We start from the raw sequence: 23,349 nt of genomic DNA, 5'->3' as shown, positions 1-23,349 counted from the left end.
CAGCGACCAGCTCACTGAGAGCACCCCTACAATATCTCACTCGTATTTATACGTTGTGTGTCAGTATGTGGCACGGGTTTATATGACCGCCGATTAAAGGCATTTTTCATTAAACAAATCACAAATTTCAACAAACTCCCTGCCTGTTCAGAGAAATATTATTTGTAGTTAAGATAGATCAAAATCGACATCTATAGAAGAGATTCATAGAATTGAACAAAATACTAGAAACAGAGATATAACAATAATATTTACCCTAGCATAAATTCTGCATCCCGCATTGCCGTGACATTTACTAGAATACAATTACCCAAAATGGCATCCAAAAGAAACTACAGAAATATCTAAGGAATGCTTTTTAAGCAAATAAGAAAAATAGGACAATTGCCTGATTTTCTATACTATTATAGTATATCCCAACTAATACCTGCGAGCTAACTAGGAGGAACCTCTATAGATAGACCCAATCTACACGAAAACACATGGCGATGAAATACTCCTGCCTGACGGATCGCATTCACATATCCCATAATTACACATTAAAATGGAGCAGGAAACAGGTATCAATGCCATAACAGATAACTCAAATACCCACACATGGACCTCATAGAACTCATTTGACTTTAAGAACTGACGACCACCATTTCCTATTTATACCATTAATCATGTAGATTATACGATCATTATGGATACAACTACACAACTGAGGGATCGCTTTTTACGGCGATAAACCGATTCAAGACCGAAAGATAAGCATTTTTGACACGACCCTTCGTGACGGCGAACAAACCCCCGGTGTATCCCTTACTCCTGAGCAAAAGATCGAGATCGCTCATCAGCTTGCAAAGCTTGGAGTGGATACTATCGAGGCAGGATTCCCGATCGCCTCTGCAGGCGATATGGAATCCGTGCACAATATAGCAACCGCAGGTCTCACATCAGAGGTATGCGGACTTGCACGTGTTCTCACAAAGGACCTTGATGCCTGTATTCAGGCAGATGTAGGAATGATACACACCTTCGTTTCCACATCTGACATCCAGAGGATACACACCATCAAGAAAAGCCGTGAAGAAGTAATTGAAATGGCGACCAATGCCGTAGAGTACATCAAGGACCACGGCATGCGCTGCATGTTCTCTGCAATGGACGCAACCCGAACAGATATGGACTATCTGATCGAGGTCTACAAAGCAGTAGAAGATGCAGGATGTGACATCATCAACGTTCCTGATACCGTGGGAGTGATAGCTCCATCAGGCATGTATCGCCTCATAAGTGAACTGGATAAGGAGATCAACATCCCTATCGATACTCACTGCCACAATGACTTCGGACTTGCCGTAGCAAACAGTCTGATGGCCATAGAAGCCGGTGCAAGCCAGGCACAAGTTACGGTCAACGGACTTGGAGAACGTGCAGGAAATGCCGATCTTGCGGAGACAGTAATGAGCTTGCGCTCTATCTATGGTGCAAAGACGAACATCAACACCGAATACATCGTTGAAACTGCACGCATGGTAGAACGTTATACAGGAGTGGCCATTCCACCGCATATGCCGATAGTCGGAGAGAACGCATTTGCCCATGAATCAGGCATACACACACACGGCGTCCTCGAAAACTCCGATACATTCGAACCCGGCATCATGACCCCGGAAATGGTTGGTCATACGCGCAGGATCGTACTCGGAAAGCACGCAGGCAGACATGCAGTTCTCAGATCACTTCAATCTGCGAACATCCATCCTTCCGATGAACAGCTCGATGCCATCATCGATAAGGTGAAACTGCTTGCAGACAAAGGCAAACGCATAACCGATGCCGATCTCTATGTAATAGCATTCGATATCCTTGGTAAACCTGAAGGAATGCCAACCATCGATCTCAAAGAGGTGAGCGTGATGACAGGAAATGTCACCACATCAACAGCTGTTGTAAAGGCTCTGGTCAACGGAACCGAGCGCATCACATCCGATGTAGGTGTCGGACCTGTGGATGCAGCCCTGAAAGCCGTTGAGACCCTCATCGGAAAACATGCAACAAGCGTAAGCATACATGACTTCAGAATAGAAGCTGTGACCGGCGGTGCAGATGCACTTGCAGAAGTCGTTATCGGCGTACAGGATGAAAAAGGCAGAATCGTCACAGCCCGCGCAGCAAACGCGGATATTGTCCTGGCTTCTGTAGAAGCGCTCGTAACAGCTATTAACATGCTCCTTAAAACATAAGGAGCATGCAAGAGGTCATAGATTCGCACTGTCACCTGGATTTTCCAAAATTCAAACGTGACCGTGAAGAAGTAATCGAACGAGCACGCAATGCGGGTGTTGTTGAAATGGTCAATTCAGGTATTGACCTTAAGACGAACATCTCAACACTCGCACTTGCAAAACAATACGATTTTATCCATCCTACAATAGGCCTTAGTCCACTTGTTGTTTCTCATTACGGTAACGAAGTCGCCGACGAGATCCTTCTCCAGCTTGAACAGGAAGCTGAGCACAGTGTCGGTATCGGCGAAGCAGGTCTTGATTACCACTACTATAAGGATAGCAAGGAAAGGGAACACCAGAAAGAATACTTCCAAAAGGTCATCGAGATAGCAGACAGTTATAATAAACCCCTGATTATCCATGGAAGGGAAGCCGAAGAAGATTCTTTCGAGATGGTACGAGACCTTGATAAGGTCATCTTCCATTGCTATGGAGGTTCAGTAGAGACCGCCAGCATGATAACAGATGCCGGATACTACATCTCAATCCCCACCATTGTATGTTTTTCAGATCATCACAGGTCCATAGCTGAAAATGTACCCCTTGACAAAATACTGATCGAGACCGACAGCCCTTACTTATCTCCCAGAAAGGGACGCAATGAACCTGCATTCGTGCTGGACATTCTTCCGGTGATTGCAGAGGCAAAGGGAATTAAAGAAGAAGCAATTGCAAAGGCAACCCTTAAAAATACAAGAAGTGTATTTGGTCTTTAAGATAACAAAAGGAGATACATAATGAAAGTTCAGAGGATCAACACATCACCATATGCATCCAATTCATACCTTATCAATGAAAAGATACTAATCGATCCTGGAATGGATACGAGCAAGCTTATCCAAAAGCTGGAAGAGCTTACCGACCCAAGGAACATCGAACTGATCATCCTCACCCATGGACATTTCGATCACAGTGCAGCTGCAAAACCTGTAGCTGAGCTCTGTGACGCACCCATAGCGATACACAAGAACGATGCTGCATCTTTGAAAAGTGAGGAGACAAGCGCATCCATGTTGTTCTCATCCCCGGCACCCAACTTTGAACCGGATATACTCTATGAGGACGGCGACATCATCCAGATAAGTGACACAGAAGCACTTCAACTGATCCATACACCTGGACATACCCCAGGAGGTATCAGCCTCTACGAGCCTTATTCCAAAGGGCTCTTTTCAGGGGATACAGTGTTCCCTAATGGCGGCATTGGACGTACTGATTTTGCAGGAGGGAACATGGAAGAACTCTCAAGATCCATTGAAAAACTCACCGAGCTGGAAGTTATCACCCTTTACCCGGGACACGGTCCTGTAACCAGTGAGGACGTGAACAAACAGATACTCCTGTCCCTGCAAATGTCAAAATCATTCCGATAAAGAGAAAGATCATGTCAGGAAAAAAACGTAAACAAAAAGGCTCTGATGAGTCTAGGTTCCTTCCCATGGACCGCAAAGAGTGCAAAAGACGCGGATGGGATGAGCTTGATATCATCATCATTTCCGGGGATGCATACGTAGACCATCCAGGCTTTGGTGCAACGATAATAGGCCGTGTCCTCGAAGATGCCGGTTTTAAAGTAGGTATCATCGCCCAGCCAGAATGGGATAATACCGATGACTTCATGAAACTTGGCAGACCCCGCCTCTTTTTCGCAGTAGCTGCAGGCAACACTGACTCAATGGTCAGCAATTACACACCTGCACTCAAACCCCGACCAAAGGACCTATACTCCCCCGGTGGCAAAACCGGGCTGCGTCCGAATCGTGCAACTGTCGTTTATTCCAACAGACTAAAGCAAGCATACCCTGACGTACCGATCGTGATCGGAGGTATCGAGGCATCCCTCCGCCGTTTTGCAGAATATGACTACTGGTCCGACAAAGTAAGGCAATCCGTGCTTGCAGATGCGCCTGCAGACCTGCTGGTCTATGGAATGGGAGAATTGCAGACCACGGAAATTGCCCAAAGACTTGATGCAGGCGAAGATATCAGCAGCATAAGGGATATCAAGGGAACCGCTTGGAAGCTGGAAGTGAAAAAGTGGAAGGAAATGAAGACAAGTGAAGATACTACTTTCCCTTACGTGGAACTTCCTTCCTACACAGAAGTATCATCTGACAAGCAACTCTATGCAAAAGCATTCAAGCTGATGTATGAACAGCAGGACCCTGTCAGAGGCATAGCGCTAATACAGCCCCATCCAAAAACAACCATCATCCAGAACCCTCCCATGAGGCAACTTTCACAGGAAGAACTTGACCATGTCTACGAGTTGCCATACACAAGGGAAGAACATCCCTCTTACAAGGAAAAAGTGCCAGCACTGGAAACTGTTAAATTCTCCATTACAACTCACAGGGGTTGCTTTGGAAGCTGCTCTTTCTGCGCCATAACCCAGCATCAGGGACGTACCGTTTCAAGTAGAAGCATCGAGTCCATAGTGCGTGAAGCACACTTGCTTACGAAACTAAAAGGATTCAAAGGCAATATAATCGGAGTCGGAGGTCCCAGCGCCAACATGTACGCTATGAAGTGCAAGAAATGGGAAAAGAGCGGAGCATGCAAGGATAAACTCTGCCTGTATCCTGAACCCTGCCCCTCCATGGCCACATCCCACAAAGAGAACATAGAGATGTTACGTCACCTTCGGGAGATCCCTGAGGTAAAGAACGTCTTTGTAAGTTACGGTGTACGTTATGACCTTGCACTTCTTGATACTGAATATATCGAAGAGCTATGTGAACATCATATCAGTGGACAGCTGAAGATCGCTCCTGAACACTATTCTAAAGAGGTTACCGACTGCATGAAAAAGCCTGGAAAAGAGGTTTTCGAGGAATTTGCCGACATCTTTGAGAAGACGAACAAGAAGCTTAACAAAGACCAGTATCTTGTGACGTTCCTCATGTCAGGACACCCTGCCTGCACCATGGAAGATATGGTCGAGCTTGCAGAGTACATAAAGGAAACGAACAGGTATACTGAACAGGTGCAGGACTTCACACCAACACCCATGACAGCTGCCACCTGCATGTTCCACACAGGACTGGACCCCTTCACGGGGAAGAAGGTATATGTAGCTACATCACGAAGGGAAAAGAACATACAACGCGCTATGATGCATTACCGCGACCCCCGAAACCAGAGCCTTGTATATGAAGGTCTCAAGCAGGCAGGTCGAGAGGATCTAATCGGAAATACATGGAACTGTCTCATATCAAGAAAAGGGAAGAAAACTTCATCATTTACAAAAAGATGAATGGTTTTATAGCATAAGAATAATCGGTAATACTTGAAAGGGTAAGGAAATAGCAAATATAGCGCTATTGCTATCTAAAATAGCAAAAATATGTAGCGCACGCAAAGCTTAATTTTCATTACCATTTCGAAGATATTTTATGGATCATTAAAGATCCGTTATAGTTTTCATGGAGAAAGGAATGAACCAGAAAGAAAGATCAAAGATACTCATCATCGACAGCGAAGACCGCAATGTCGAGCTTCTGGAATCCATTCTTATCTCTGAACATGATATCATCAGATCATCTTCCGGAAACGAAGGGCTCCAAAAAGCCATTGATAATGAACCGGACCTCATCCTGCTTGATAACATGATAAAGGACATTGCTGCTCATGAGATATGCAGGATACTGAAGAACAACGAAAGTACAAAGCTAATACCAATCGTCATTATTGCAACTCCCGATAAAAAGGATGAAAAAATAAAAAGCCTTGAAGAAGGAGCTGATGATTTCGTTAACAAACCAGTCAGTCATCTGGAGATCTCCACGCGTGTGAAGGCGTTACTAAAGATCAAACGTTTGCAGGATAAAGTTATCAAAGAACGCAATCAGGCCTCCAGGTACCTTGATGTTATTGGCTCCATTATCATAATACTTGATAAAGATTCAAACATCGATTTTGCCAACAAGAAAGCTTGTAACTTGCTGGGATGGAAAAAAGAGGACATTTTAGGGAAAAGCCTGGCCGATTTCTTCCCGGAAGATACGAAAGATATCCAGAAAAAAGAACTATTCCAGATACTTGAAGGTAAAAGAGAACTGCCTGAATTCCATGAACTGCTGCTATTGACAAAAAACAGCGATGGGACCACAGAAAAAAGGCTGATACTCTGGCATGATGTGATCTTAAAGGATGAGGAAGGAAAGATCATCGGCATGATCCGCTCAGGTGAGGACAACACAGAAAGAGCGAACATGGAAGAAGAGCTCACAAAGGCAAATGAGAAGCTTCGTCTTTCCCATAAGATGAAGGATGAGTTCCTGGCAAACATCAACCACGAACTTCGAACCCCTCTGATATCGATAAAAGGATTTAGTGAACTTCTATACAATGAGCGTCTGGGTGAGTTGAACGAGCATCAAAAGAAGACCATGAAAACTGTTGTCCATAACTCAGAACGTCTTCGACATTTGATAGAATCACTGTTCTATGTCAGCGACATGCAAAATGAGACAATAAAATATACATTTAGCCTCATAGACCTCAAAGAGATGCTGGAAAGCATAACTGCCAGCATGCTCTCAAATATAGAGCATAAAGGTATTGAATTCAAAAAAGAGATACCTGAAACATTGCCAATAGTGAAAGGCAACAGCAAATATATCGAATCTGTGCTAATACACCTGCTTGACAATGCAATAAAATTCACTCCTGCAGGAGAAACGGTTTCGGTGTCATCTTCAGAAGAGAATGGAATTGTGCATATCATTGTACGAGATTCAGGACCGGGAATTCCAAACGATATACTCTGCCAGTTTTGCACCGATATTCCGGAAGATGCCAGTGAAAGTGATATCTGTTGCACTAACCGGGATTACGGCCTGATCATCTGTAAGAAGATCATAAGCGCACACAAAGGTGATATGGGCATCGATACTAAAACAGGGAATGGAACTGAGATCCATGTCCGGTTACCAGCATTTGAAAATGAGAAAACTATCAGTGAATAAGGCAAGATCCGCGATCACAGGACCTTAATTCGAATAAAAAAACACCTGCATACCACTTCCCTTTTTTTATTCTCTGCCTTTTTACTCCGTAGTTCTTTTTTCTTTATTCTCTTTTCTTTTTTTGCGCCCATGTCAGAAGGTCTAGAAGATCGATCACCGGAACTTTACTAAATGGTGCCATATTGGTACGGCATAATGGACAACAAGTTACAATGTAATCCACACCTTCAGGAATTTCTGCAACTCTTTTTTCTGTAAGCGCTTTTGAGAGTTCAGGGTAACCTTTGCGAACTCCGCCCCCGCCTCCACAACATCTGGCATTCTCCCTGAAGGTCCTCATTTCCCTGAGCTCACAGACAGCTTTTATCAATTTTCTTGGGGCATCAAATATCCTGTTTGCCCTTCCAAGGTGGCATGGGTCATGATATGTTACAGTTATATCAAGCCTGTCAAGTTCCAATTTATCCAGATTCTCTTCCAGGAATTCTGTTATATGAACAATATTGAACCTGTCAGGGTAGTCATTTTTAAGAGTACTATAGCAGCCCGCACAACTGGCTATTATGGTATGAGCACCTGCTTTTTCCATCTGCCTGACATTATGCGCTATTAGTTCAGTTGCATCAGAACCTGTTCTCAGAAGAGGGGAACCGCAACAGACCTCATCGGGAAGCACTGTCACATCAAGGTGGCTGATAAGGTCGTATGTCCTAAGTACAGTTTCCTGATATCGGTAAGATCCAAGGCAACCAACAAAATACACATTCTCAGCGTGTTCCGGCATATCGCGTTGCTCCATTAGCCACCCAAGTCTAGAATGAGTTTCATTCATCGGGTTACCTGTGGAAAGCGTGTTCTCACGCAGGTACCTTTGGGTCTCTGTTTCCTTACCCATTTCCACAATTTCATGCCTTATATTTTCAAAGACATCAGGCGGCATTGCTCCTGCAGGACACATCTCCTCACATATGCCACATGTAGTGCAGGTATTGATGCTATCAATAATACTCTCATCAAGTTCCATTCCCTCAGAGATCCCTTTTGCGATCATCATCCGTCCCCTGGTACTGAAAGATTCCCATCCGAGCTCTTCAAATATAGGACATACCGAACGGCACGTTCCGCAACGCACGCATTTTAGTATTGACCTTAAATGCTCATCCTCCATAATCACAACCCCATCTTTCCCGGATTCAATATCCCCTGAGGATCAAGTGCATTCTTGATCTGTCGCATCACATACATCGAGGTCGGGTGTTCCAGCTCCATATAGCCTGCACGCGCCCTCCCCACCCCATGTTCAGCACTTACAGTACCACCTACATCGATAACACGCCTGTATATCCTGTCAGCCACAGTATTGACATGCTCCATTGCATTTTCATCCAGCATATCGATGGTCATACCTGTGTGAAGATTGCCGTCACCGATATGTCCGTATGTCATTATCGGGATGTTAAACTCCTCTGATAATGAGCGAACATATTCCAGCATTCCGGGAAGCTCCTTTATGGGGACCCCTATATCCTCCCCGACATAGACACGGGTTCGTTTCGGGTCGATCCTGGATATAGCAGCACCCACAAGCCTGCGCGCATTCCAGAGACGTGAACTTTCATCTGCAGTTGAAGCCACCTTTATTGCAGAAGCAAGATCAGAACAAACCTTTCCGACAGTATCTGCCTCTTCCTTCACAGCACTCTCCATTCCGTCAACCTCTATAAGCAGAATAGCTCCTGCATCAGGAAGCTCCACAGTGGGATCATATCTGCGGACAGTCTCTATTGCAGTGCTGTCAAAGATCTCACATGCAGAGGGGATAATTCCTGCTGACAGTATCTTTACCACGGTTTTGCCGGCAAGGGCTGTATTACCAAAAGAAGCCAGTATTACACTACGTGCCCTGGGAAGAGGATGCATCCTGATAACTGCCTGAGTGATAATTCCAAGTGTCCCTTCCGAACCGATCATAAGATCAGTAAGATCGTATCCGGATGCGGTCTTGAGTGTTCTTGAACCTGTCCTTACTATCTTTCCATCTGCCATAACGACCTCAAGGTCAAGCACATAGTTCCTTGTTGTACCGTATTTTACGGAACGCATCCCGCTTCCGTTGTTCGCCATAAGCCCTCCAATTGTGCACATGGCAGTACTTCCGGGATCCGGCGGAAAGAAAAATCCATAGGGAGAAAGTGCCTCGTTCAGTTTCGCATGCACAACTCCCGGCTCCACGGTCACCTGGAGATTGTCAAGATCAATTTCAACAATCCGGTCCATTGAGGACATGTCAAGCACAATACCGCCATTTACGGGAACAGCACCTCCACAGAGACCGGAACCTGCGCCTCTTGCGATCACAGGAAGTTCGAGATCAGCTGCCAACCTGACAATAGATGCGACCTGTTCGGAATTATGAGGTCGGACAACTGCATCAGGATGGCCTTTTACCTGAGAGGCATCAAAAGAATAACAATAAAGCTCTGAGGACCTTGTTGAGACATTCTTTCTTCCAACAATGGCTTCCAGTTGTTTCTTGAGCATTAACATACCCTGCAACCTTTTTCAAAATAAACGTTTGGGTATTTCAACCAAATTTGCCGGATCTTCGGTAAAGGTCAGTAAGATCCGGTAGAAAAGATTTACATCTACCTTAAGCATATTAGGGAAACATGACATCATATTTTGAGGTAGAACAGCGGGATGGTGCTGCCCGTATTGGAAAAATTCTCCTTTCAACACCTATCAGGACACCGCACATAATTGATACGGTATCACTTAAAGATCCAGCAGGTCCTTTTGCAGATGCCGGGTCCATGTGGGACCTTTCTGCAGAAGAAGCTATGGAAAATATCCGGAAGATACGCGAGCTTTCCGGTGATGACGCGATCCTCATTTTGCCGCACCAGGACCTCACACCGGATGTGCCGGATGATGTGGCAGAGACAATTGCAAAGAAGATCGAGATGGAAGCTACCGGCCCTATTGGACGAATTTACCGACATGGCCAGGATGCAAAGAAAGCAGACCTTTACATTATGGAAGGAGCAGGTTCCTTCCAGGGCAATGCCAGGAAGTTCATGCAAAGGATAATTGAGATCCGGGAAAAGATAGCTCCTGATACTGCTCTCTATGTCCCGAACCTTTGCACACCTGCTAATGCTGCAATGCTGATCTACCTTGGCATCGATATTGTTGACAACACCCGTGCCACTGTGGCCGGTTACAATGACATTTATCTTACCACATCAGGAAGCTACTTTGTCGACTCTATGGCCGAACTTCCATGCAAATGTGACGCCTGTGCTCCCATAACACTGGAAGAGCTCAGGGAAATGCCAAAAGCAGAGCGTGCTGAGATATTAACAAAACACAACTGCAACATGCTTGAAGCAGAGGTTGTCCTGGCAAGAGAGAGGATACGCGCGGGCAATCTGCGTGAATACGTGGAAGGCCAGTGCCGTGTAGAACCCTGGCTTGCAGGACTCCTGAGACTTTTCGATACCCAGTATGGTTACATGGAAGAGCATGCACCTATTGCACGCTCCAAGCAGTTGCTTGCGACCACTTCAGAATCAATGACCCGGCCTGAGGTCGTTCGATTTGCCAGAAGGATACAGGAAAGATATACACCCCCTGAAACCGATATTCTGGTCCTGTTGCCCTGCTCTGCCAAAAAGCCATATTCAATCTCGAACTCACATAGCAAGTTCATAAGATCACTGGGAAAGAACCGCAGATACGTCCATGAAGTAATAATCACATCTCCACTCGGAGTTGTACCAAGGGAACTCGAACTTACCTATCCTGCATCCCATTATGATACCGTTGTGACCGGGTACTGGGATGCTGAAGAGATAAAATGGGTATCATCATGTCTCTCTGAGTATCTTTCAAAGAACAAATATTCACATATCATAGCCCATGTGGAAGAAGCATACAGGGAAATCTGTGAGATCGTTTCAAAGGAACTTGGAATTGAGATCATCTATACAAGCTCAGGCAATGTGACCTCCTACGAATCCCTTGACAACCTCAAGAACACCGTATCAGGTATCGTTGCAGAAGGAGAATTTGGACAGAACAAACCAAGAAGTGACCTGATGCGCGCTATTGCAGACTACCAGTTCGGTCCGGGTGCAGGAGAGTTACTTGTTCCTGACAGATCAAAGATAAAGGCACCATTCCCAAAACACCAGGTGTTCATAGACAAGAAACAGATAGCTACACTGATACCACAATATGGGATAATAGCACTTACTATCGATGGTACCCGTCTGCTTGCCGCATCAGATGATTATGAAGGCTACACTGTAACTATCAATGATTTCCTCCCAAGAGGCTCTTTGCTTGCACCAGGTGTTATTGATGCTGATGAGAGGATACGACCCGGTGACGAGGTCCTTGTCAAAGGAAGTAAAGCTATCGGAGTAGGGCGTGCCATGATGAACGGGAAAGAAATGGTTGCCTCCACAAGAGGTATAGCTGTTGATCTGCGTCACATAAAAAAAGCTGATAAAGATAAGGATAAGGATTGATCTTCAAGATCCTTTTCTTCTTTTTTTTCAATATTCTTTTTAAGAAAAAGAACATTATATTTCCTGATGATCATCAGACAGTTTGAACCTTATGATTTTGAAGATGTTCTGAACATTGAAATGGAGGCTTTCACAGAACACAATCCTTTTGTCTATATGAATTTCTATGAAATGAACAAAGACGGGTTCTTTGTCGCCTCCATTAACAACAGGATCGTGGGTTTTGTCATAGGATATCGATCTGCATTTACAGAAGGCCGTGTCTTTTCACTGGCAGTTAAAGAAGAGTATAAAGGAAGAGGAATCGGAAGCCAGCTTATGCAAACCATACTGAACGCGTTCCAGCAGCAGGGATTAAAGTCTGCCAGCCTTGAAGTAAGACCCAGCAATCACATAGCTAAAAAGCTATATCAGGATATGGGATTCATAGCATGCTGGGTAGAACAGAGATACTATTCAGACGGAGAGAATGCCATCATAATGAAGAAGCAGCTTTCTCCTCTCTGCTGGGTTAATAGCATCCAAGCTAGCCTTTAAGGATATGTTTTACACCTGAAATGAGATCAGGCTACCCGACAGCATTTAATTGTTGCTACCGGAAACATTCCTGCTGGTACGTTTTGCAAATTCCTGCATTCTGGTGGAGGTCCTGCCAATACCTGAAAGCTCATCTTCTGACATTATTGATGCAAGATGGTTACCGAGTACGAATATAGCATGTTTGTGCTCTGCCTTGCTTCGATGGATGTGCACAGGACTTATGGCAAGCGACTGGTACTCAGAAAAGTCATGATCAGTGTCCTGGGTTTCCAGATGCCTCTTTATTTGAGCCAGCAATGTATGCAATTGAATCAATTCATCTTTGTGCATGGTTTTTATCCATATTCATTTTTTATACGACAGCACTGCGTAAGAGCGGGCTGCAATATAATAAACTAAAAACTCAAATAAAACCATTTTTCGCGGCAATCCCCTTCTGCATCATCATATAAACCTTTTTCGATTTAATTTTTATGAATAATAATGCACAATAGAGGGAAAAAAGAAAAAAGAGAAGTAAAAGGGAGTAAATCCCCTTAAAAGATCAAAAATCTGCTGCTGTTAGAACATTGACGGTCGCAGGACTCTTAGCAATGTTACCTTTCTTTACACCAATAAGGTTCTCGATACCTTTGTCTGATGCGATGTCAAGGATGCGCTGCGTTACTACACCATCAAAAACAACTGTCTTGATGCTATCACTGGTCTCTTTGAGAGTGTTGACAAGATCGCGGACTGCGGTCTCCTCAATTACCTCATCCTTTGAATCCAGAAGCCTGGCTCCAAGAGTACCGAGAAGTGCATCGGAATGAGGCTTGAACCTGCGGGCCTGCGGAGATATCTGAGCTGGTTTAGCCGGTTTAGCTGGTTGAACTTTTCTTGCCGGTTTTACCTGTTTAGGCTCTTCCTCAGAACGTTCTGCCTTCTTCTCCACTTTCTGTGCACCTGCAGATGGCCTTGAAAGCTCACCTTTAACTCTTTCCTTGCGCTTTGGCAAACGTGTGATCCTGCCTGTTTTGGCCGGCTTTTCTTCTTTGGCTGGCTTGACCTCTCCCTTTATGCTATAGCTTTCAAGAGCCTGCTCTACAGGGATCTTCTGTCTCAGGGAACGTACGATCTCCCTCTGTACAAGGTCTTCCACGCTCTTTCCATCAGGAGCACGTGCAATATAATCAATATCTGCAACCTGCAAAAGCTCTTTAATGATGAGCTTTCCTCCACGGTCACCATCGGTGAATGCAGTTACTGTCTTCTTCTTTGTAAGTTCAGCAACTTCAGGAGGAACGTTGGTCCCGCCAACACAAATTGTATTCTTGATGCCGTATCTCAAAAGGTTCAGGACATCTGCCCTGCCCTCAACGACCACAATAGCATCTGAATCAAGCACATTTGGACCACATGGAATCTTGTTCTTGCCATAGTACTCCATCTCTTCGATACGGACTGACTGGCGAACTTCATCTGCGATCTCCTGTGACTCAGGAAGGTTCTCATCGAACATGTCGGTAAGAATGTATTTTGCACGGTCTATGATCTGTCTCCTCTTTGTAGCACGGACATCTTCGACCTGTGATACCTCGATCTTTGCAGTGCATGGACCAACCCTGTCGATGGTCTCAAGGGATGCTGCAAGTATTGATGTCTCAACCCTGTCAAGACTGGATGGTATGAAGATGTTACCTCTGGTCTTGCCGCCTTTTGCAGCAACTGAGACCTCGATCCTGCCAATTCGTCCTGTTTTCTGCAGGTCGCGCAGGTCAAGGTCTGAACCCAGCAAACCCTCGGTCTGACCAAAGATCGCACCGACTATATCCGGACGTTCGATTATCCCATCAGCATTGATCTTTGAATGAATGATATATTTAGTTGTATCAGTATTTTGCATATGTAAGTCTCCATTTGTGTGTGGTATATTGCCTTTTAGACAGTACCCGAACGTAAACAGAACAGCAAAACAGAATCATTCGGACATAACACAAATATAGGATCTCGAAGATCAAGGGAAGAACTACTTATCGGCTACTGTATCCTGACCATCAGGATGCTTGTTCTTAAGCAATCCCATTAAGGAGGTTCTTCTTTGTTCAAACTAACAAGTAATGTATCAACTATCCGGATAGTCCACAGGCCTGACCGCCTAATGGCTGGCAAAATATCTACATTCTCAGCATGTAGCTATGCCATGGCCTTATTTGTGAACGTTCCGGCATTTATTTACTTGAACCGTTTGAACGATTATGGAACAATATGATACTAGATCTAAGATGCCGGTGGTTCAATTCCAATAAGATATGAATGAAACCTGGTCCTTTAGATAACTCCCTATGTTTGTATTATGTGATGTGGCACAACTATTTTCCCAATAGTGTGACCATGAATATGATTCAGATTATATTTTGATGATCTGCTTACCCCCATTAGATAAAGCACCCAATGGGATTTTTGATAAACCAATTAAATTTTACTTATGACGTGATCTTACTTCGATCACAATAGGCTAATTAGTTCTTACAGTTTAATAACCTTGTGGTTTTCAACTTTCCAGAATATCTCTGCAACACGATTATAATAAAACAGTCTAAATTGTCCTCATGACAAATAAAGTTTATATTTGAAAACAATGTATTTTGTCTTGCATTATCCAGAAAGGAATAATGTAAAGAAATGTATTAGGTTCATTGCGTAGAAATTTACAATAAGACATACCAACATGTATATATAGAATAATAATGTAGCAGCATTAAGACGAGCGGGACACATTATTTTTTGCTACAATAACCCCCCACTCCCCAAACTCGCTCGTCGATAACTTCATCTTTTTCTACATACTCTTAACATCATTCTTCAATTGCTTATTTTACACATTCTTGAATAATTTTACACTCTATTAACATCACTATTGCATTCTTATTCCATACATCCTTAACATCATTCTTGCATTGATCATCCCATACGTTGCTTATCCATACATTTTTAAAATTACTAAATGTTAGTCAGGTCCTGTACAAAAATCTATTAACCAGGCTGTCGAACTTATCTTATGAAAGATATTACAAAATACGATGTTGCCATTCTAGGTGGAGGAGCCACCGGAATGTCAACCGCCACACGTGTGAGACGATGCCGTGATCTTTCTGTTATTGTTATTTCAAAGGACAGTCATGTATCCTACAGCGAATGTGGAATACCTTTCAAGCTTTCCGGCAAGGTACGGGATTTTGATTCTCTCATCGTAAGAACCCCGGATTTCTTTGATAAAATGGGAATCGATATCCTGCTGGAAACAGAAGCAAAAGAAATAGACCTTAACGAAAAAAAGATTAAACTGGAGGACAGGGATATCGGCTTTGAGAAACTTGTCATCGCCACCGGTGGAATCCATCGCATTCCTTCTCATCTGCAGGCTTCCCTTGAGCTGGACGGTGTATTCACCCTCCAAACGCTATCTGATGGTATGAAAATAGAAAGTGCACTCCTTTCTGCTGAGAATGTTGTTGTCATCGGCGCTGGTGCCATTGGGGTAGAAATCGCTGCAGGAACTGCAAAACGCGGCATACCTACAAGACTTATCAATCGTAGCTCCTCGGTACTCTCGCGACTGATCGATACTGACATGTCGGAGATAGTTAAAGGCTACCTTACTTCCATAGGAGTCGATCTTATCACAGGAGAGATCCCGGAAAGAATTGAAGGAGAGAAAAAAGCTGAATATGTTGTCCTTTCAAAAGAAAAAGTTCCTGCAGATGTAGTTATTATTAGTACCGGGATAATTCCGGACATAGAAATTGCAAAAGAAGCAGGCATTTCCGTTGGTGAAAGAGGTGGTCTGGTCACCAATGATAATCTTCAGGTCCGGATCCATAACAATTTCTCAACTGATGTCTTTGCCGGCGGTGACTGCTCTGAAGTTACCGAACTTGTCACAGGAAAGAAAAACATGATCCAACTGGCACCGGTAGCAAGACGTATGGCTACCGTAATAGCAGACAACATCTGTGGTAAAGGAACAACATTAGGACCTGTTCTCGGACCCAGTGTTTATGTTGCAGGAGATCTCCTGATCGGTTCTGTGGGATTGACTTCCAGAAAAGCAGAAACAGAAGACATTGGGATAGTAACAGGCTATGCCAAAGGAGTAACGCATGCAACCTTCTATCCTGGTAGCAGTGATATCCATATCAAACTTCTTTTCAGGGAACAATATCTTGTGGGTGCACAGGTCATAGCCAAAGACGGAGTTAAGGAACGGATCGACAGCCTTGCTTTCATGATCAAGAAAAAGACCACAGTAGATGAAATGCTCACAATGGAAACCTGCTATGCACCACCGGTTGCCACTGTTGTAGATCCTCTTCTCTATGCTGTAAAGGACGCTTTCAGGAAAATGAGGAACAATAATGGAGAATAATGAGGAATAATATGGAAAGAATTGATGGAGTGACAAAAATGAGGAACTGCCAATGATCCATATCGACGGGTCCTACGGTGAAGGCGGCGGCCAGATATTAAGGACATCAGTGGCACTTTCAGCAGTAACAGGGAAAGCGGTGCACATCACTGACATACGCAGCAACCGCCCAAAGCCAGGCCTTTCAGCCCAGCACGTAAAAGCAATAGAAACAGCTGCCCTTATCTGTGGTGCCACTGTGGAAGGAGTTAGCATTGGTTCTACAAGTGTCACTTTTTCTCCACAGGAAGTGAAGGGGGGTTACTATAATATTGATATCGGCACCGCTGGTAGCATAGCTCTTCTGCTTCAATGTATCATGCCGGCTGCAGCATATTCTGACATTGATCTCGAGCTGAACATTATCGGAGGGACAGACGTTTCGTGGGCTCCAAGTATTGATTACCTTGAGAATGTCACACTGAAAGCAATGTCAAAGATGGGGTACAGATGTGAGATAGATACTCGCAAAAGAGGATACTATCCCCGTGGTGGCGGAGTTGTTCATGCAACTATAAGCCCATCAGGACCAAAACCCTATGACTTTACAGAAGAGACCGGGGATATACTTGGTATATCGCACTGCTCAAACCTTCCTGAGCATGTTGCAAACCGTCAGGCAGATTCTGCAAAGGATATAATTGAAAAAGCCGGATATGACTGCTACATCCTAACTGAATGTGCCGAATGTCCATCCACAGGAAGTGGAATAACATTATACTGTGGAATGAAAGGTGCATATGTTCCGGGAAAAAGAGGATTACCTGCTGAAAAGGTCGGTTCTCAGGCAGCTACGGAACTTCTGGACGAGCTCTCAAGCCACTCTTCTGTAGATGTACATCTTGCAGACCAGCTTATACCCTATCTGGGACTGGCAAAAGGCGGTTCACTAACAGTAAGAGAGATATCATCTCATACAGCAACGAACATCTGGGTCACAGAACAGTTCCTTGATGTGAAGTTCAAGATACAAAAAAAGGATAATATGATGGAAATATTGGTGATATGAACAAATTTGTTCAATCTTCAATTTCCACAATGCTCAGATATTCAGGCGGTACAGATTCGGTCAGAACGATGTCATCGTTAACGGCCATGAACTCTATGCCGTCATTTTGTGCCTCATCCGCATCGATCTCAAGTACAACCGGATTCTCTGTGTGAACTGATGCTGATTCCGTAGCTTTTTCAGGAGTTGTGCTAAGATGCACGTATGTTTGCCTGAGTGGGGTAATACCGGCATCAAGAAGCATGTCAACTTCTTCCTGGCTGACACCGTAGTACAGGTAAGGCAATTCATTCTCAGGATAATCCAGTTCCACATCTACAGAATGACCGTATCTTGCTCTTATTCCGGAATCTGTTATCTCATACCTGTTCTTAACGTCAGATTCTACAAGTGATATAAGGCGCTCCCTGCTTGCCCACCTGTAGCGGCGTTCCATAAGATCACAAAGCAGGTCCATGTCGACCCAGCCCTGCTTATCCATTGTAAGACCTACATCATCCGGGAAATGTCTCAAGGCACCTGAAACGAACCTTCCAAGGCGTTCTTCACGTTCGTCATCCAGTACATACCTGCCACTTTTGCCGCAATCAGGACAAACTTCGCCTCTGAAGTATCCATGCTCTTTACATTTTCGAATCATGCTATCTAATTGCAGATGCATTTAATAGTTAATATAACTTTATCCACGATCCCGTTTACAGGAAGCCGGATATAAACATGATTCCTGAAGATGATATAAGAAAACTAGAACGTATCTTTCGTTAGGATTATATCATATCGGATTAAACTTAATCGGAGTTCACGCTATTGCAGAATAGAGGACGAACAAATTGCTTTACATATCACATATATTCTAAACAGTTCTGGGAACCCATGTTCTAAGAACCTATTCACAGGTGTCATCAATGGACGATATAACTGAGATCTACAATAAGCTTGGAGGCATTATCAGCGAAGATGATTTTCGAAAGAAGGTCGATGAAAAGGTCGATCAGATGAGCGGCCTTTGTGATACTAAGACAGCGGCAATGCTTGTTGCCCATGACCTTGGTGTCACGGATACCGCAAAGGAAGTTATCAAAATAAAGGACATAACCCCTGAGATCGGTAATGTCAACTTCGTTGCAAAGGTAGTCTCAGTATTTGATGTACGTGAGTTTAACAGGAATGACGGCACCACCGGAAGGGTCGGTAACGTCATGGTAGCTGATGAGACCGGTTCTATCAGGCTTACACTCTGGGACGAGCGTGCTGAGCTTATCAAGAATGGAAGTGTGGAAGTAGGGGACTGCATGGAGATCAGTGGCTATGCAAAGGATGGATATTCCGGCACTGAGATCAACATCGGAAAGTATGGTGTGATGAATAAGACCGACCAGGAGATCGAGGTCAGGCTGGACTCACAGAAGATATCTGAGATCAAGGATGGTATGGGAGACATCAACGTATCCGGAAAGTTGCTTGACATATCAGATGTCAGGACGTTCCAGAAGAAAGATGGTAGCCAGGGACGGGTCGGTAACATACTCATTGGTGATGAGACCGGAAAGATACGTGTGACATTATGGGATGAAAAGGTAGATTCTGCCAGTGCCCTGAACCTTGATGATGCTGTTGAGATCATAAACGGATATGCCAAAATGAACAACTTCAGCCAGCAGGTCGAGATCCAGATCGGAAATAATAGTGTCCTCAGAAAAACAAATGCAGAAGTAGAATACAAAGAAAGCTTCACTCCGATAGCTGACATAATACCCGGGGAATCCTATTCTATCGAAGGTTCAGTTTCAGGTCTTGGGGAGCTCAGGGAATTTGACAGGGATGACGGAACAACCAACATGGTCTCAAATATCTATGTCTCGGATGACTCCGGACGTATACGCATAGCATTGTGGGGAGATCATGCACTTCTTGTGGACGAACTGGACATCGATACTCCTATCCGGATCATTGATGCATACTCAAAATCAGGCTTTAACGACGAAATAGAACTAAGTGCCGGAAACCGCACAAGGATCAACATATTGTGAGCACAATCACCTATATATGCTATTAAGTCAGAATATTATTTGTGTAGTGTGGGAACACAAGCAATAGCATAGGAGGGTGATATCGTATGGTCATTGGGACCAAATTGGATGTCGAGGCTGATGCACCTGCAGATCAGCTCCTGAACGATATTGTCGTGCGTGAGATCATGACACAGGGCGTTCTTGTCCTTGACATTACAAGTACAGCACTTGAAGCCGCCCAGACAATGAAAGAGGAAAATATCGGTAGCCTCATTGTCTCAAAAAATGGCAAACCTGTAGGAATTATCACTGAGAGGGATATTGTTCACAAGGTCATGGCAAAGGATGTAAAACCCAGTACCATGCTTGCTGAGGAGATAATGTCATCTCCTATTATAACAATAAAATCATCCACAGATGTCATCAAAGCGTCTGAGATGATGCTCAAATCCAGGATTCGCAGACTTGCAGTTACCGATGATGAGAAGATCATTGGTATTATCACGGATCGGGATATCCTTACCGTAGCTCCGGGTCTGAATACTATTCTTGAAAACCTGATAGAGATGAACCGGGAGCAGGATATTCCTGCAACGACTGAATTTGGAAGGGGGGTCTGCCAGAGATGTGAATCGTATGTGGAGAGCCTTAGCCCTGTTAACGGTCTTATGTTATGTGAAGACTGTAAGGAAGACGAAGGCTACTACGACTGATCCACTTCTTTGAATGATCGTATGAACGGGGGTTCTTATGAAAGTCAATGAGATTATGTCCAAAGATGCCGTATGCATAAAAGAGCATGACAGCATCACCCATGCACGCCAGTTGATGAGAGATCACTACCTCAGGGGTCTCCCTGTAATAGATGAGGAACAAAAAGTAGTGGGTATCCTCAAGGATAAAGATGTTCTCAACATCAGATCCACAAGATCAAATGTCACAGTTGAAGGGTACATGCACGATTGTCCGTTGATAACTCCGGAAACAGATATTATGGATGCTGCAAAGCATCTTCTCGATTCGGAAGTAGGCCGATGCCCTGTCATTGTTTCCACAGAGGACAGGATGATAGCCGGAATTCTGAGCAATTCAGACATACTCGGAAACATTGGCAGTGACAGGAAACTGGATGCAGCGGTAGCTGACATCATGACTGCAGATGTGATAACCTGTACACCACAGGAAAATCTCACAAAGGTCTGGCCGGTTTTGCTTGAATCGAACTTTTCGGGTCTTCCTGTGATCTCTGACAAAAGAGAACCCATTGGAATGGTAACAAGAATGGACATAATACGTTCCGGATTCGTCAGGACAGCCCTGAACGATGCACACGGCACTCAACCAAAGGACACCACGGTAGTTGAAAAGATAATGTCCACGCCTGTTTATACCGTGTCTTCCGACACATCGGTAAAGGAATGTCTCGATAAGATGCTCCATTACGATGTTGGCAGAATGACAGTTCTTGATAAAGATAGTATCGTAGGTATCGTGGATCGCACTGATATCTTACGGGCATTTGTAATGGGAAATGGTCCTGTTCAATAATGGAGGAAATTCCATCTCAAATTTATAAAGTAGTCAAATCCGGGTCTTTATCCTAAATCCCAGAGATCATTCCGGGTAATCTAAGATCACACCCGAACCCGTATCGACAGTCGAACATCATTAAAATAAACGAAAAATATGGAGGATAAAATGAAACTTGAAGCACATAGCCCTACGAAAAGCAGAGTTCAAAAAAAGGATCATGTGTTGATCACCACTTCCGGTACAATGGATCGTGGGGCTTTTGATTTTCATACAAAGATCTCAGAGCATGAAGGAGATATTATGTCGGTGGCCACCAGGGAAGTTATCACGGCTCCGCCTACAACACGGATCATCGATGCCATAAAGATCATGACAAAAAACAACTTCAGGCATATCCCCCTTACTGATGCTGGTACAAATAGGATCGAGGGTATCGTTACCTCTTTTGATGTTATTGATTTCCTCGGAGGAGGAGACAAGAACCAACTTGTTGAAAAGAGACATAAAGGCAACCTACTTGCAGCCATCAATGCAGATGTCAGCACAATAATGCAGCATGATGTAACAACGATCCGCAGTGATGGGAATATCAAGGAAGCCTTTGATCTTATGCTCAAGAACAATATCGGAAGCCTTCCGATAGTAGATAGTACAAATCATGTACACGCCATCTGCACAGAGAAGGATTTTCTGACATTTACAGCTGGAATAGTTACCAACAAAACTATCGCTGAATACATGAGCAAAAGGGTTGAGAAAGCACCTGCAAACATGACCATTAGTGATGCTGCAAAGATAATGGTAATGAATCGTTTCCGCAGGCTTCCTGTGGTCAAAGGAGATATTCTAATTGGCGTTGTCAATGCATCTTCTATAATGCACTTCCTGGGAAATGGGGAGGCATTTGAAAAGCTCACCACCGGTAACATCCATGAAGCAATGGATGCTCCTATCAGCTCACTGATCTCAAAAGATGTTATCTGGGTATCATCAGATGCAGATCTTGGGAAAGCAAGCGAGCTTATGGTTCAAAATAATGTTGGGGCACTGCCTGTAATTGACAACGGAAAGCTCTGCGGTATAATCACAGAAAGGGATATACTTAGAGCAATGGCTGAATGAATGAGAATCCACAAGGATAACAAAAGAACAAGGAGGATAAGATATGAAAGTATCAGACATTATGACATCACCTGTCCATGTAATGGGACCGGATGAGCCTGTATCACATGCAAGAAACCTTATGCTAAGGCACAAGATAAGCACTATTGTTGTTGTAGATCGCGACGAAATGGTGGGCATAGTCACGAAGTCCGATCTGGGAAGACGTCTTGCACAGGCAGAACCCATGTGGAGAAGAAGACCTATCGACAAGGTACCTGTGAAAATGATAATGACAGAAGACCCTGTCACGATCTACCCTGAAGCATCTATTTCCCAGGTTACTGAGGTGATGATCGATAATGATATCAATAATGTCCCTGTGGTCAACAACGGAAGACTTCTTGGAATTGTAACGAGATTTGACGTAGTACGCCGCATGTCAGAACTTCCCAGCGATAAGAAAGTTGGTGAAATAATGACACTTGACCCTGTATTTGTGCACAGGCACCACACAGTAAATCACGTGGTCGATGAAATGGAAAGTAACAAGGTAAGCAAACTTATTGTTACAGACGATACCGGTGAAGCCGTAGGAATCATCACCACAAGGGAACTTGCACTCCACGTTCTTGCGAACAATGAGGGAGAACTCCCATCCAAGAGCATCAAGATGGCAAGAAAACCAAAATCAGGTGGTGAAAAGGTATACAGATATGTGAAAGCAGTTCCACTTGTTGCAGAGGATATAATGGCCAATATCGCAAAAATACTGGAAGTTACTGATCCGATCACGGAAGCTGCAAAGGTCATGATCGATAAGAACGTCACAGGCATCCCTATTGCTGAGAACGATGAGATCGTTGGTATTGTCAGCAGAACAGATGTGATGAAGGCAGCCTGATAAAAGGTGTAGCAAGGAAGTA

At 44.1% G+C, this 23,349-nt stretch carries 19 protein-coding genes; 14 read left to right on the top strand and 5 right to left on the bottom strand.

Features of this window, described 5'->3' with window-relative positions:
* Positions 1-734: 734 nt before the first annotated feature.
* The 5 genes from J7W08_RS10195 (at position 735) to J7W08_RS10175 (ending at position 7,246) form a co-directional block, all read left to right on the top strand.
* Complete coding sequence (locus J7W08_RS10195; protein WP_233085764.1) at positions 735-2,231, top strand: 2-isopropylmalate synthase; 1,497 nt, start codon at positions 735-737, stop codon at positions 2,229-2,231.
* A 5-nt stretch (positions 2,232-2,236) separates the two neighbouring features.
* Entirely contained in the window at positions 2,237-2,992 is a 756-nt protein-coding gene (locus J7W08_RS10190) for a TatD family hydrolase (protein ID WP_233084356.1), read from the top strand.
* 21 nt (positions 2,993-3,013) lie between these two features.
* On the top strand, positions 3,014-3,649 hold the full coding sequence (locus J7W08_RS10185) for an MBL fold metallo-hydrolase (RefSeq protein WP_233084355.1): 636 nt from the start codon (positions 3,014-3,016) through the stop codon (positions 3,647-3,649).
* Positions 3,650-3,660: 11 nt separating this feature from the next.
* A complete protein-coding gene (locus tag J7W08_RS10180; RefSeq protein WP_375141048.1) occupies positions 3,661-5,532 on the top strand; it encodes a YgiQ family radical SAM protein in 1,872 nt (623 codons plus the stop codon).
* A 181-nt stretch (positions 5,533-5,713) separates the two neighbouring features.
* On the top strand, positions 5,714-7,246 hold the full coding sequence (locus J7W08_RS10175) for a hybrid sensor histidine kinase/response regulator (protein ID WP_233084354.1): 1,533 nt from the start codon (positions 5,714-5,716) through the stop codon (positions 7,244-7,246).
* A gap of 103 nt (positions 7,247-7,349) precedes the next feature.
* Here the strand turns inward: J7W08_RS10175 and J7W08_RS10170 are convergent, their stop codons facing one another.
* Together J7W08_RS10170 and J7W08_RS10165 are read right to left on the bottom strand one after the other, a co-directional pair.
* Complete coding sequence (locus tag J7W08_RS10170) at positions 7,350-8,414, bottom strand: (Fe-S)-binding protein (RefSeq protein ID WP_233084353.1); 1,065 nt, start codon at positions 8,412-8,414, stop codon at positions 7,350-7,352.
* A 2-nt stretch (positions 8,415-8,416) separates the two neighbouring features.
* A complete protein-coding gene (locus J7W08_RS10165; protein WP_233084352.1) occupies positions 8,417-9,787 on the bottom strand; it encodes an FAD-binding oxidoreductase in 1,371 nt (456 codons plus the stop codon).
* Between the two features lie 128 nt (positions 9,788-9,915).
* Between J7W08_RS10165 and arcS the strand changes: the two genes are divergently transcribed.
* Together arcS and rimI are read left to right on the top strand one after the other, a co-directional pair.
* Positions 9,916-11,781, top strand: a complete 1,866-nt coding sequence (gene arcS, locus J7W08_RS10160; protein ID WP_233084351.1) for an archaeosine synthase subunit alpha — start codon at positions 9,916-9,918, stop codon at positions 11,779-11,781.
* A 66-nt stretch (positions 11,782-11,847) separates the two neighbouring features.
* Positions 11,848-12,318: a ribosomal protein S18-alanine N-acetyltransferase gene (gene rimI / locus J7W08_RS10155; protein ID WP_233084350.1), complete on the top strand. Its 471-nt coding sequence runs from the start codon at positions 11,848-11,850 to the stop codon at positions 12,316-12,318.
* Positions 12,319-12,363: 45 nt separating this feature from the next.
* Here rimI and J7W08_RS10150 read toward each other — a convergent pair whose 3' ends face one another.
* A complete protein-coding gene (locus J7W08_RS10150; protein ID WP_048196078.1) occupies positions 12,364-12,651 on the bottom strand; it encodes a UPF0058 family protein in 288 nt (95 codons plus the stop codon).
* 214 nt (positions 12,652-12,865) lie between these two features.
* Complete coding sequence (dnaG, locus tag J7W08_RS10145; protein ID WP_233084349.1) at positions 12,866-14,206, bottom strand: DNA primase DnaG; 1,341 nt, start codon at positions 14,204-14,206, stop codon at positions 12,866-12,868.
* A 1,155-nt stretch (positions 14,207-15,361) separates the two neighbouring features.
* On the opposite strand from dnaG, the gene J7W08_RS10140 reads away from it, so the two are divergent.
* Both J7W08_RS10140 and rtcA read left to right on the top strand, forming a co-directional pair.
* Positions 15,362-16,729 (top strand): FAD-dependent oxidoreductase, encoded by a 1,368-nt coding sequence (locus J7W08_RS10140; protein WP_233084348.1) that lies wholly within the window; start codon positions 15,362-15,364, stop codon positions 16,727-16,729.
* A gap of 52 nt (positions 16,730-16,781) precedes the next feature.
* Positions 16,782-17,777 (top strand): RNA 3'-terminal phosphate cyclase, encoded by a 996-nt coding sequence (gene rtcA, locus J7W08_RS10135; RefSeq protein ID WP_233084347.1) that lies wholly within the window; start codon positions 16,782-16,784, stop codon positions 17,775-17,777.
* 10 nt (positions 17,778-17,787) lie between these two features.
* On the opposite strand, the gene J7W08_RS10130 is transcribed toward rtcA, so the two are convergent.
* On the bottom strand, positions 17,788-18,417 hold the full coding sequence (locus J7W08_RS10130; RefSeq protein WP_048196072.1) for an RNA 2'-phosphotransferase: 630 nt from the start codon (positions 18,415-18,417) through the stop codon (positions 17,788-17,790).
* Positions 18,418-18,682: 265 nt separating this feature from the next.
* On the opposite strand from J7W08_RS10130, the gene J7W08_RS10125 reads away from it, so the two are divergent.
* The 5 genes from J7W08_RS10125 (at position 18,683) to J7W08_RS10105 (ending at position 23,327) form a co-directional block, all read left to right on the top strand.
* Positions 18,683-19,807: an OB-fold nucleic acid binding domain-containing protein gene (locus J7W08_RS10125; protein ID WP_048196069.1), complete on the top strand. Its 1,125-nt coding sequence runs from the start codon at positions 18,683-18,685 to the stop codon at positions 19,805-19,807.
* An 86-nt stretch (positions 19,808-19,893) separates the two neighbouring features.
* Positions 19,894-20,502, top strand: coding sequence for a CBS domain-containing protein (locus J7W08_RS10120; protein WP_233084346.1), 609 nt, complete (start codon positions 19,894-19,896; stop codon positions 20,500-20,502).
* A 37-nt stretch (positions 20,503-20,539) separates the two neighbouring features.
* Positions 20,540-21,337, top strand: a complete 798-nt coding sequence (locus tag J7W08_RS10115; RefSeq protein ID WP_233084345.1) for a CBS domain-containing protein — start codon at positions 20,540-20,542, stop codon at positions 21,335-21,337.
* A 150-nt stretch (positions 21,338-21,487) separates the two neighbouring features.
* Positions 21,488-22,444, top strand: coding sequence for a CBS domain-containing protein (locus tag J7W08_RS10110; RefSeq protein WP_233084344.1), 957 nt, complete (start codon positions 21,488-21,490; stop codon positions 22,442-22,444).
* Positions 22,445-22,487: 43 nt separating this feature from the next.
* Positions 22,488-23,327 carry a CBS domain-containing protein gene (locus tag J7W08_RS10105; RefSeq protein WP_233084343.1) on the top strand — a complete coding sequence of 280 codons (840 nt, stop codon included), beginning with the start codon at positions 22,488-22,490 and terminating at the stop codon, positions 23,325-23,327.
* Positions 23,328-23,349: the final 22 nt, after the last annotated feature.

It is taken from the genome of Methanococcoides orientis, from assembly GCF_021184045.1.
Taxonomy (GTDB): domain Archaea; phylum Halobacteriota; class Methanosarcinia; order Methanosarcinales; family Methanosarcinaceae; genus Methanococcoides; species Methanococcoides orientis.
This window is presented reverse-complemented; position numbering and strand designations above follow the sequence as displayed.